Consider the following 11440-nt stretch of genomic DNA (forward strand, 5'->3'; position numbering starts at 1 on the left):
CTGATCCTGTATCCTCGCGGCCCGCCGTGCTATGATTGCGCACAATATCGACACTCCCTTTCTGATACAGAGTTAACGCTTTTCATGACCGATAATTTCCCTGCACATCGCTTTTCCATTGCCCCGATGCTCGACTGGACCGATCGCCACTGTCGTTACTTTCATCGTCAGTTGACGCGTCAGACGTTGCTGTACACCGAAATGGTGACTACCGGGGCGATTATCCACGGCAAAGGCGATTACCTGGCCTGGAGTTCTGAAGAGCAGCCCGTGGCGCTGCAACTGGGCGGCAGCGATCCGGCAGCACTGGCACAGTGTGCAAAACTGGCAGAAGAGCGTGGCTACAATGAGGTCAACCTCAATGTGGGCTGCCCGTCTGACCGTGTGCAGAATGGCCGCTTCGGTGCCTGCCTGATGGGTGAGGCCCAACTGGTGGCGGATTGCATCAAAGCGATGCGCGATGTGGTCTCTATTCCGGTTACCGTGAAAACCCGAATTGGCATCGACGATCAGGACAGCTACGAATTCCTCTGTGATTTCATTCAGCGCGTTGCAGAGCAGGGGGGATGCGAGACATTTATTATTCACGCCCGCAAAGCCTGGCTCTCTGGCCTCAGCCCGAAAGAGAACCGTGAAATTCCACCGCTCGACTATGAACGCGTTTACCAGCTGAAGCGTGATTTCCCGCAGCTTACGCTATCGCTTAACGGCGGCGTCAAGTCGCTGGAAGAAGCCCGCACTCATTTACAGCATCTGGACGGGGTGATGATGGGGCGCGAAGCCTATCAGAACCCGGGACTGTTGGCGCAGGTAGACCAGATGATCTTCGGCAGCACCGTGCCGATGGTTGATCCTGTTGCAGTGGTGCGTGCGATGTACCCGTATATCGAGCGCGAGCTGGCGAACGGTACTTACCTTGGCCACGTGACCCGCCATATGCTGGGACTGTTCCAGGGCATTCCTGGTGCGCGTCAGTGGCGTCGTTACCTGAGTGAGAATGCCCATAAAGCGGGTGCCGGTGTTGATGTGGTGGAAAAAGCCTTGCTACTGGTTGCGGATAAAGTGCCTGCCAACGTATAACATCGTCAAATATTCACTAAGCTTTGATGAAATTCACCAGGGTTGTTACGGCCCTGGTGAGTGCCTTCCTTATAGATCAATACCTTAAAATCCTCGCCGTACTGGCACGCTTCTTGTAATAGTCCCTTCAGAGTCCCTTATTCTGGAGCGTATCGACATGTTAGAGATCCTGTTTGTCATCGGCTTTTTTATGATGCTGTTGCTGACCGGTATTTCGTTATTGGGCATCATTGCAGCGCTGCTGGTGGCTACCGTAGTGATGGTCGTTGGCGGATTGTTCGCTGTTGTTATTAAATTGTTACCGTGGTTGCTGCTGGCGGTGATTGGCGTCTGGTTATATCGGGCTTTTCGGAAACCCTCTGCGAAGGATAAACCCTGGTTATCTCGATAATATCAATGAGTTGCCTGAGGTCTTTGGCGTGTTAATGCGGGTTGGATCACATCATGGCAAATTGCTAAGCACCATTTCGCAATTAAACATATTTTTTACTTATGAATTCTGCCAAGATGGTTTCACTGAATCAAAACGTATTCATCGCCGCTGACCCTACACTCAGTGCGAACTATAAAAAAGAAAGAAAAAAGGGCCTCCTTCGGGAGGCCCTGATTATTTGTGCAGTACGCCAGAAATCACGGTATTAATAAACTCGATCCCTGTGTACCACGTCCTTCGAGTACCTGGTGCGCCCGCTCTGCATCGGCCAGCGCAAACTTCTGCGTGTCTGGCACATCCACTTTAATCGCATTACTTGCCATCAGCGAGAACAGCTCATTGCTGGCCTGAAGCAGCGCTTCACGCGTGGTGATATAACCATTGAGGGATGGCCGGGTCACATACAGTGATCCTTTTTGATTGAGGATGCTGAGATTCACACCCGTCACCGGGCCGGATGAGTTGCCAAAGCTGACCATCAGGCCACGACGCTGCAGGCAGTCCAGCGATGCTTCCCAGGTATCTTTCCCTACCGAGTCATACACCACACGCAGCTTTTTGCCATGGGTCAACTCGCTGACGCGCGCGGCAATGTCCTCTTCCCGATAGTTAATGGTTTCCCAGGCGCCCGCACGTTTTGCCAGCGCGGCTTTCTCCGCCGAGCCTACCGTGCCGATCAGATGTGCCCCGAGCGCCTTTGCCCACTGGCAGGCAATCAGCCCGACGCCGCCTGCAGCGGCATGGAACAGAAACACCTCATCCGGCTGCACCACATAGGTCTGGCGCAGCAAATAATGCACCGTCAGGCCTTTAAGAAAGGATGCCGCGCCCTGTTCATAGGAGATGGCATCCGGCAGCAGCGCCACTTTATCGACCGGAACGTTGTGCACTTCGCTGTAGGCACCCAGAGACGACTGTGCGTAAACCACACGGTCACCTGGTTTCAGGGCGCTGACGCCAGCGCCAACGCGAGTGACGATCCCGGCGGCTTCTGTTCCCAGCCCGGCAGGAAGCGGAGCAGGGTACAGGCCGCTGCGCACATAGGTATCGATGTAATTGATGCCGATGGCTTTGTTCTCAACCTGCACCTCACCGGGGGCCGGATCGGTCGGTTCAAAACTCACCAGCTGCATCACTTCGGGTGCACCGTGCTGGCTGATTTGTATACGTTTCGCCATGTTCACTCCTGTGGATTTCGCGGTAATGTGGGGGAGGACGTCAGTCATGCAAACGGGTATACTTGCGCGTCCCCCCACAAGATTTTTGGTATCGCATCACTATGGCAGGAAATAAACCCACCAACAAATCCTTCGAAAACCGCGAGCCGCGTGACCGCCAGATGGAAGGTCTTAAGCTGCCCCCGCACTCGCTGGAAGCTGAACAGTCGGTGTTGGGCGGTTTAATGCTGGATAACGAACGCTGGGATAACGTTGCCGAGCGCGTGGTGGCAAAGGATTTCTTTAGCCGCCCGCACCGGATGATCTTCGCGGAGATGCAGCGCCTGCTGGAACTGGGTAAACCGATCGATCTGATTACCCTTTCCGAATCGATGGAAACCAAAGGCGAACTGAGCATGGTCGGCGGTTTTGCCTATCTGGCTGAGTTGTCTAAAAATACGCCAAGTGCGGCAAACATCGGCGCCTATGCGGATATCGTCCGTGAACGTGCCGTTGTGCGTGAGATGATTTCCGTTGCTAACGAAATTGCGGATGCCGGTTATGATCCTCAGGGGCGCACCAGTGAAGATCTGCTCGATCTGGCGGAAACCCGCGTGTTCCAGATCGCCGAAAGCCGTGCCAATAAAGATGAAGGGCCGAAGAGTGTTGATCAGATCCTCGAATCAACAATCGAGCGTATCGAGGCCCTCTATCAGACGCCGCAGAATGGTGTCACCGGGGTGGATACGGGCTACGGCGATCTGAATAAGAAAACTGCCGGGCTTCAGCGTTCTGACCTGATTATCGTCGCGGCCCGTCCGTCGATGGGTAAAACCACCTTTGCCATGAACCTGTGTGAAAACGCAGCGATGGAACAGGATAAACCGGTGCTGATCTTCAGCCTGGAGATGCCCGGCGAGCAGATCATGATGCGTATGCTGGCATCGATGTCCCGCGTTGACCAGACCCGTATTCGTACCGGTCAGCTTGATGATGAGGATTGGGCGCGCATCTCCAGCACTATGGGGATCATGATGGAGAAGAAGAACATGTACATTGATGATTCTTCCGGCCTCACCCCGACCGATGTTCGTTCGCGTGCGCGCCGTATTTTCCGTGAGCACGGCGGCTTAAGTCTGATCATGATCGACTACCTGCAATTGATGCGCGTACCGGCACTGTCCGATAACCGTACCCTGGAAATTGCTGAGATATCACGTTCGCTTAAGGCGCTCGCGAAAGAGCTTCAGGTGCCGGTTGTGGCGCTGTCGCAGCTTAACCGCTCTCTGGAGCAACGCAGTAATAAACGCCCGATTAACTCCGACCTGCGTGAATCCGGCTCCATCGAGCAGGATGCCGACTTGATCATGTTTATCTACCGTGATGAGGTTTATGAAGAAAACAGCGAGCATAAAGGCATCGCTGAGATCATCATCGGTAAGCAGCGTAACGGCCCCATCGGGACTGTACGCCTGACCTTTAATGGTCAGTGGTCGCGCTTCGACAACTATGCGGGTCCGCAGTACGACGACGAGTAATCTTTTCGGGTCGGGCATGCACGACCCCTACGATTTATCCCTCGCTTCCGACGCGATACAACATACCTCCACAATCTTGGTGGGCCAGCCTGCCCAACCCCCCTACGATTTATCCCTCGCTTCCGACGCTTGTAGGGGGCGGGCATGCCCGACCCGCTTTCAACGCCTGTCATCACAAAATAGTGTTGGACAACACTGCAATGAATGCGGTTATCTGTCTGTCAGCTGTATCCAGACACCAGCACGGATGAACGATGACCCAGATTGATGATTTTGACCTTAAGATACTGACTTTACTGGAAGCGAATGGTCGCCTGACTAACCAGGAATTGAGCGATATTGTGAAGCTGTCCGCCTCACAGTGCTCACGCCGCCGTATTAACCTGGAACAGGCTGGATTGATCCTTGGCTATCACGCGCGGTTGTCCCCGGATGCCGTCGGCCTGGGGATGATCGGTCTGATTGAAGTGCGGCTGATCAGCCACACGACAGAATACGTTGAGAGTTTTCACCGCATGGTATCCGAGCAGTCGGCTATCGTGGATGCCTATAAAACCACGGGTGACGCTGATTACCTGCTGAAAGTGGCGGTGGCCGATCTCGCCGGGCTGAGCGCGCTGATTAGCCAGTTGGTGGCAGGGCATCAAAGCGTTTCGCATGTGAAGACGTCAGTGGTCCTGAACCGCCTGAAAGAGAATGGCCTGATGTCGGTGAGTGAGACGCTGCTGCGCTAAAACAGTGCATGTCGCGCACCATGCTTGTGCATCAAAGTGATATTTCATGCGAAATGTGTGCGATAAAATCAACTTAAGTGCGTGATGTGATGCTTAAATGGCAATTTCATGCACAAAAACGAGCAACAAAGCGCCTTGTATTCAATGGGTTAATTCGCTGGCACCATCCGGTGGCTCCAGGGGCCGCCGGATTGGTGCGATTTTTGCTATATATTGGGCAATCAATAAAGCAATAATCACCCGAGAATCAATCCGATGGATAACGTCGTGCAACAACCTGTAAAAATCCCCCATACCCTGCTGGAAGATGTGCTGGCTATTCTGCTGGGTACGTTGATGGTCTCTTTTGGTGTCACGCTGCTGAAACAGGCCGGGGCGCTGACCGGAAGTACTGCCGGTATCGCCTTTCTGATCAGCTACTTGAGTAAAACCTCCTTTGGGCTGGCATTTTTCCTGATCAACATCCCATTTTACTGGCTGGCCGTGAAGCGCATGGGTTGGGCTTTCACTGTGAAAACCTTCTCTGCTGTGGCACTGGTCTCTGCATTTAGCCACCTGCACCCATTATTCATCCATTTTTCCGCGCTGGATCCCTTTTATGCGACACTGTTCGGTAACGTGGTCATGGGGATTGGGTTTATAGTGTTATTTCGCCATAAGGCCAGCCTGGGTGGGATCAATATCCTGGCGTTGTGGTTGCAGGACCGTTACGGTATTCGCGCCGGAAAACTGCAAATGGGGGTGGATACCTGCGTGGTGTTGGCCTCGCTGTTTGTTGTTTCGCGCGAGATGCTGGCGGCCTCTATTGCCGGTGCGGTAGTGCTGAATCTGATTATTGCCATGAACCACCGCCCTGGCCGCTATTACGTTTAACCCTGCCTGAATTTACCGCAACGCCCGCCGCGGCGTTGCAGGACATGACTGATTATTTAATGGAGACTTGCACCGTGTTTCAAAACGTTGATGCCTACGCTGGCGATCCGATTCTCTCCCTGATGGAAACTTTCAAGCAGGACAACTGCGCGCACAAGGTGAACCTGAGCATCGGCCTGTATTACGACGCACAGGGTGTGATCCCACAGATGAGGGCGGTTGCCGCAGCGGAAGCTTTGCTGAATGCACAGCCACAGAGTGCCTCTCTCTATCTGCCGATGGAAGGCCTGCCACCTTACCGCAGCGCGGTTGCGCCACTGCTGTTTGGCGCAGAACATCCGGTACTGAAAGCGGGGCGTATCGCCACAATTCAGACCCTGGGGGGATCGGGTGCGCTGAAAGTCGGTGCTGACTTCCTGAAATACTACTTCCCGAATTCACAGGTCTGGGTCAGCGATCCGACCTGGGAAAACCACATTGCCATCTTTGCGGGTGCCGGCTTCACGGTCAATACGTACCCGTGGTATGACGATGAAAGCAATGGTGTGAAGTTCGCCGCGTTGCTGGAAAAACTGAACACCTTGCCTGCCCAGAGCATTGTGCTGCTGCATCCGTGCTGCCATAACCCAACCGGGGCTGATCTGACCAACGCACAGTGGGATGAAGTGACCGCTGTGCTGAAAGCACGCGAGCTGATCCCGTTCCTGGATATCGCCTATCAGGGCTTCGGTGCTGGCATGGAAGACGATGCCTATGCTATCCGCGCTATCGCCGCGGCGGGCCTGCCTGCGCTGGTCAGTAACTCATTCTCTAAAATCTTCTCCCTGTATGGCGAACGCGTTGGCGGCCTGTCCATCGTCTGTGATGATGCGGATGAAGCCGCTCATGTGCTTGGCCAGCTCAAAGCGACTGTGCGCCGTAACTACTCCAGCCCACCAAACTTTGGTGCGCAGGTCGTCTCCTGCGTGCTCAATAACCCTGAGCTGAAAGCCAGCTGGCTGGCAGAAGTAGAAGCGATGCGCGTGCGTATTCTGGAAATGCGTCAGGCGCTGGTGGAAGGGCTTACCCTCGCCGTCCCGGGTAAAAACTTTGACTACTTGCTGAAGCAGCGCGGCATGTTCAGCTACACCGGCCTGAGCGCAGCACAGGTCGACCGCCTGCGTAATGAGTTTGGCGTGTACCTGATTGCCAGCGGACGTATCTGCATCGCTGGCCTGAATCACAACAATGTGCGTCAGGTTGCGGAAGCGATGGCTGCTGTTATGTAATCATTTCTGGCCGGGACTCTCCCGGCCAGCTATTCCTGCTTTTTCACTTTTCAGGTTTACCTTTTCGCCACTTGCTGCACACTTAACGCATCTATTGCGTTAAGGAGTCCTACTATGTGGTATCAGCAAACGCTCACTGTGAACGAAAAACCGCGTGGCTTTCATCTGATAACGGATGAGATCCTCGGTGAACTACGTCGATTAAGTGATGTGCAGACCGGGCTGCTGCATCTGCTGTTGCAGCATACATCTGCTTCCCTGACGCTGAACGAAAACTGCGATCCCACGGTGAGAACCGATATGGAGCAACATTTTCTGCGTTCGGTGCCGGACAATGCGCCCTACCAGCACGACTATGAAGGTGCGGATGATATGCCTGCCCATATTAAGTCCTCGCTGCTGGGCACCTCACTGTTGCTGCCGATCAGCCGTGGTCGGCTGATGCTGGGGACATGGCAGGGAATTTACCTGGGTGAACACCGGATTCGCGGTGGTGCCCGACGTATCGTGGCAACCCTACAGGGGGATGATTAAGCATGAAGATATCTGAGCTGTTGTCATACTGCATGGCGAAAAACGGTGCAGAGCAAAGTGAACACGATGAGTGGCAGGCTACACAGATCAAAGCCAAAGGAGTGCTGTTTGCCATGCTCTACGATGTGGGTGGACGTCCTGCGGTGGCGCTGAAAAGCACCCCTGCCTTGGCCGATCTTATTCGAGAGCAGCACAGTGATGTGCAGCCCTGCGAGCATCTGAATCCCTCACACTGGAACGCCGTGTTGCTGGACGGATCACTGAAAGATTCACAAATTTACTACCTGGTGGATGCGTCTTATCAACAGGTGCAGAAATAAAGATGAAACGGCCAGAATGCCTGGTGCGGGCTGGTCGTTATCCTGCTTTACCGAATATTTCCACTAAACGAGATGCTCATTAGCGACACATCAACGTTATATTAAAGGACAGAGGAATAAAAATATCGTAATTTAATGCATTGCTATTTTATTTTTCTAATACATATCTAAATTAAAACGTATCTCACCCTTGTTAAATTATGTTAACAAGGGCGGTGACGATTGTGTTTTATGGCTTTTTATCTATTTAATTTCATTCATTTATTGATTGTAAAAAATATTTTTCTGCTACGAGCACACATTGTTTTTTTTCATTTCCAGGAAAAAATAAGAAAAACACTAACATCATTTTTACGATGAATATGCTAAAACATCGCGGTTAAAACTGAAGGCAAAGGTAGCGAACCCATTAAAAACTCTCAATTTTTCACCACAATATATTAATAAATATTATTGTGGCGCGAAGGGCTGGCTGCAGTGTTAAATCGCAAAGGTCTTGATAATGATGATTTTTATGCGGGGTGTGGTGCATCGCAATACGACTTTATATTTGTAATGGTTGGCTTAAAAGGAATTGATAATGGATGTTGATTTGAATAAGAAATGGAATATTGGGAAGTTACTGAAAACTCCAATGTGTGTCGTGCCTTTAATTTTTGCTCCTTGCATGCCTGTTTGGGCGGAAGATACAGCGATTCTGGTGACCAATAATGAGGCGCGCCTCATTGAGAATGAAATATATTCGAACGGCTCCCTCAGTAAAAACATCCTTGCAGTGACGAATGGCGGAGATCTCACGGCAAACGGTGTCACGCTTAATAGCACGGGGGCGAGGAGCTCGGGGGTATCGGTTCAAAACGGCAAATTTAATGCGCAGGACTTAATTGTCAATGTGTCGGGGAGTGGCAGTACCGGGCTGATGCTGGGCGCTGGCGCAGAGGTCGTATTGAAAGACCTTAACATTTCAGGCGATGACACTGCGAAGGGGCTGGTGTTCAAGGGGAACAGCGCGGAGATTAATACCGGTACCATTAGCACCAACAAAGGCACTGCGATCAATGCCTCCTCGGGTGTACTTACCCTGAATAACGTGTCGGCCAGTACTCAGGGGACGAATAACTATGCGTTAGAGGTGACTTCAGAGGCTAGCGTCATCGCTGATGGTGGAAGTTTTTCCACCGAAGAGGAGGAAAGTTCTGCCGTGTGGATACATGGGTTAAACCCCACGGCTACCCTGAATGATGTGACTATCACCACCAAAGGTGATGTTTCCATGGGCGTTAAAGCTGAAAGCGGAACCATGGTTCTGACTAATAGCAAGATTGAGACAGAGGGGGGCGGAAGTCATGCCCTTTACACTGAAGACAACATTCGGGGTGAGAATCTGGCAATAACCACCCGGGGTGAAGCTTCTGTGGCGTTGGATGTCCAACAGAGTGCCGAAGGTGTGCTGCTGAGAAGTACCGTTGATACCTATGGTGATTCTTCTTCAGCCATTGATGTAGGCGAAGGCGCAGCAATTACTGCTGATGATGTACAGATTAAAACGATGGGTAAGCAGAGTTACGGCATATCGAGCAGCGGAAGTACGCTGGATATCCGTAACAGCGATATTTCCACCGCAGGTGAGCTGGCGAGTGGGATGTATGTCGGCGGTTTGGGGGCTGGAGACAACTCTGTTTTGCTGGATACGGTGACTATCGATGCCCGGCAGGCTCAGGCAATTGAGTTTGATACTGCCAGCGCGGTGATGAATGTGAAAGACTCCGTGCTGACCGGCGGTAGCGGGCAGGCATTAACCGTTGCAGATAATAAAGCCAATAATGCCTACAGTAATCTCACTTTCAATGCCACAGGCAGCACCTTAAATGGCGATATTGTGGTGAGTAATATTGGCAATATCGTGGCGGTCGATCTGTCCTCCGCGTCTGTGCTCAACGGTGCCGTCACGAAAGCCACCTCGCTGTCGCTCGATGCCAGCAGCGAATGGAACATGAACAACAATTCCGATGTCGGCCAGTTGACCAATAACGGTACGATTACTTTCTCCGATCAAAGCAAGTTTGACACCTTGACGATAACGGGCGATTACGCCGGTGACGGTGGATCGCTGGTGATGAACAGCGTACTGGGTGATGACAGCTCACAAACCAATAAGCTGATTGTCGGCGGAGATGTACTGGCAGGAACAACCAGCGTAACGATCAATAACCTTGGCGGCCAGGGCGCACAGACCGTGGAAGGTATTGAAATTGTTGAGGTGGGTGGAACCTCGACAGGGACTTTCGAGAAATCGGGGCGTATGGTTGCAGGAGCCTATGATTACGACCTCGTTCAGAAAGGCGAAAACTGGTATCTGACCAGTCTGCTCACTCCAGTGGTTCCCGATCCAACAGACCCAACAAATCCAACAAATCCAACAGATCCAACAGATCCAACTGATCCAACTGATCCAAACCCAGGTCATACTCTGCGCCCCTCAGTCATTCGCCCTGAAGGTGGAAGCTACACGGCTAACCTGGCAACAGCAAACACCCTGTTCCTTCTGACCCTGCATGACAGGTTGGGTGAAACACAGTTCATTGATGCGCTAACGGGCCAGAAGGAAGTCACCAGCATGTGGTTACGCCAGGTTGGCGGACATAATTCATGGCACGACGACAGTGGACAGTTGAAAACCCAGAGCAATCGCTATGTGGCGCAGATCGGTGGTGATGTTGCCCGCTGGAGTACGGATGGGCTAGACCGCTGGCATGTTGGTGTTATGGCTGGTTATGGTGACAGCCACAGCACCACCCGAAACCAGCACAGCGGTTACCGTTCAAAAGGTTCCGTTAATGGTTACAGCGTGGGCGGTTATGCCACCTGGTATGGCAATACTGAAAACCATACCGGTGCGCACCTGGATACCTGGCTGCAGTATGGCTGGTTTGATAACGACGTTAAAGGTGAAGAACTGGCGACCGAAAGCTATAAATCCCACGGGGTTTCAGCTTCACTGGAAGGCGGCTACACCTGGAAACTCGGCCAGTTCTCGGGGAGCCAGGGATCGCTCAATGAATGGTTTATTCAACCTCAGGCCCAGGTTGTCTGGATGGGTGTAAAGGCAAATAACGTTCAGGAAGCGAATGGTACGAAGGTGAAAGGTGAGGGCGACGGCAACCTGTTGACGCGTCTGGGGGTGAAAACCTACCTGAAAGGTCACAGTGCTATTGATAACAATAAGCAGCGCGAGTTCCAGCCTTTCCTTCAGGTAAACTGGCTGCATAACACACGCAACTTTGCGACCAAAATGGATGACGTTCGCGTCAGCCAGAACGGCGCAACCAACCTGGCCGAAGTGAAAGTCGGGCTGGAAGGGAAAGTGAACCCACATCTGAATCTGTGGGGGAACATTGGCGTGCAGATGGGTGATGCGGGTTACAACGATAATGCCGCAATGGTTGGCGTGAAATACAATTTCTAATCGTCAACATTAAGCGGGCGGCCCTGAACAGGGCCTG

The 11440-nt window shown here is 52.4% G+C and carries 10 protein-coding genes; 9 read left to right on the forward strand and 1 reads right to left on the reverse strand.

The window, feature by feature from the left end:
• The first annotated feature begins 84 nt into the window (after positions 1 to 84).
• Both dusA and pspG read left to right on the forward strand, forming a co-directional pair.
• Complete coding sequence (dusA, locus tag WH277_RS06745) at positions 85 to 1080, forward strand: tRNA dihydrouridine(20/20a) synthase DusA (protein ID WP_159336738.1); 996 nt, start codon at positions 85 to 87, stop codon at positions 1078 to 1080.
• 157 nt (positions 1081 to 1237) lie between these two features.
• A complete protein-coding gene (pspG, locus tag WH277_RS06750) occupies positions 1238 to 1471 on the forward strand; it encodes an envelope stress response protein PspG (RefSeq protein WP_133846966.1) in 234 nt (77 codons plus the stop codon).
• 239 nt (positions 1472 to 1710) lie between these two features.
• On the opposite strand, the gene WH277_RS06755 is transcribed toward pspG, so the two are convergent.
• Complete coding sequence (locus tag WH277_RS06755) at positions 1711 to 2691, reverse strand: quinone oxidoreductase (protein WP_133846967.1); 981 nt, start codon at positions 2689 to 2691, stop codon at positions 1711 to 1713.
• 101 nt (positions 2692 to 2792) lie between these two features.
• On the opposite strand from WH277_RS06755, the gene dnaB reads away from it, so the two are divergent.
• The 7 genes from dnaB (at position 2793) to WH277_RS06790 (ending at position 11403) form a co-directional block, all read left to right on the forward strand.
• Positions 2793 to 4208, forward strand: coding sequence for a replicative DNA helicase (dnaB, locus tag WH277_RS06760; protein ID WP_133846968.1), 1416 nt, complete (start codon positions 2793 to 2795; stop codon positions 4206 to 4208).
• Positions 4209 to 4462: 254 nt separating this feature from the next.
• Positions 4463 to 4942, forward strand: coding sequence for an Lrp/AsnC family transcriptional regulator (locus WH277_RS06765; RefSeq protein WP_133846969.1), 480 nt, complete (start codon positions 4463 to 4465; stop codon positions 4940 to 4942).
• Between the two features lie 255 nt (positions 4943 to 5197).
• Entirely contained in the window at positions 5198 to 5815 is a 618-nt protein-coding gene (locus WH277_RS06770; protein WP_133846970.1) for a YitT family protein, read from the forward strand.
• Positions 5816 to 5889: 74 nt separating this feature from the next.
• Complete coding sequence (locus WH277_RS06775) at positions 5890 to 7083, forward strand: amino acid aminotransferase (protein WP_339505066.1); 1194 nt, start codon at positions 5890 to 5892, stop codon at positions 7081 to 7083.
• A gap of 114 nt (positions 7084 to 7197) precedes the next feature.
• A complete protein-coding gene (locus WH277_RS06780; RefSeq protein WP_339505068.1) occupies positions 7198 to 7617 on the forward strand; it encodes a secondary thiamine-phosphate synthase enzyme YjbQ in 420 nt (139 codons plus the stop codon).
• Between the two features lie 2 nt (positions 7618 to 7619).
• Positions 7620 to 7937, forward strand: a complete 318-nt coding sequence (locus WH277_RS06785; RefSeq protein ID WP_133846972.1) for an MmcQ/YjbR family DNA-binding protein — start codon at positions 7620 to 7622, stop codon at positions 7935 to 7937.
• Positions 7938 to 8517: 580 nt separating this feature from the next.
• Positions 8518 to 11403, forward strand: coding sequence for an autotransporter outer membrane beta-barrel domain-containing protein (locus WH277_RS06790; protein WP_445235315.1), 2886 nt, complete (start codon positions 8518 to 8520; stop codon positions 11401 to 11403).
• Positions 11404 to 11440 lie beyond the last annotated feature (37 nt).

The sequence above is a fragment of the Erwinia sp. MYb416 genome (genome assembly GCF_037479575.1).
Classification (GTDB): domain Bacteria; phylum Pseudomonadota; class Gammaproteobacteria; order Enterobacterales; family Enterobacteriaceae; genus Erwinia; species Erwinia rhapontici.

What these genes read in the sequence shown, in the direction of transcription:
- dusA (WP_159336738.1), top strand. Translation starts at nt 85, where the DNA reads ATGACCGATAATTTCCCTGCACATCGCTTTTCCATTGCCCCGATGCTC.
- pspG (WP_133846966.1), top strand. Translation starts at nt 1,238, where the DNA reads ATGTTAGAGATCCTGTTTGTCATCGGCTTTTTTATGATGCTGTTGCTG.
- WH277_RS06755 (WP_133846967.1), bottom strand. Translation starts at nt 2,691, where the DNA reads ATGGCGAAACGTATACAAATCAGCCAGCACGGTGCACCCGAAGTGATG.
- dnaB (WP_133846968.1), top strand. Translation starts at nt 2,793, where the DNA reads ATGGCAGGAAATAAACCCACCAACAAATCCTTCGAAAACCGCGAGCCG.
- WH277_RS06765 (WP_133846969.1), top strand. Translation starts at nt 4,463, where the DNA reads ATGACCCAGATTGATGATTTTGACCTTAAGATACTGACTTTACTGGAA.
- WH277_RS06770 (WP_133846970.1), top strand. Translation starts at nt 5,198, where the DNA reads ATGGATAACGTCGTGCAACAACCTGTAAAAATCCCCCATACCCTGCTG.
- WH277_RS06780 (WP_339505068.1), top strand. Translation starts at nt 7,198, where the DNA reads ATGTGGTATCAGCAAACGCTCACTGTGAACGAAAAACCGCGTGGCTTT.
- WH277_RS06785 (WP_133846972.1), top strand. Translation starts at nt 7,620, where the DNA reads ATGAAGATATCTGAGCTGTTGTCATACTGCATGGCGAAAAACGGTGCA.
- WH277_RS06790 (WP_445235315.1), top strand. Translation starts at nt 8,518, where the DNA reads ATGGATGTTGATTTGAATAAGAAATGGAATATTGGGAAGTTACTGAAA.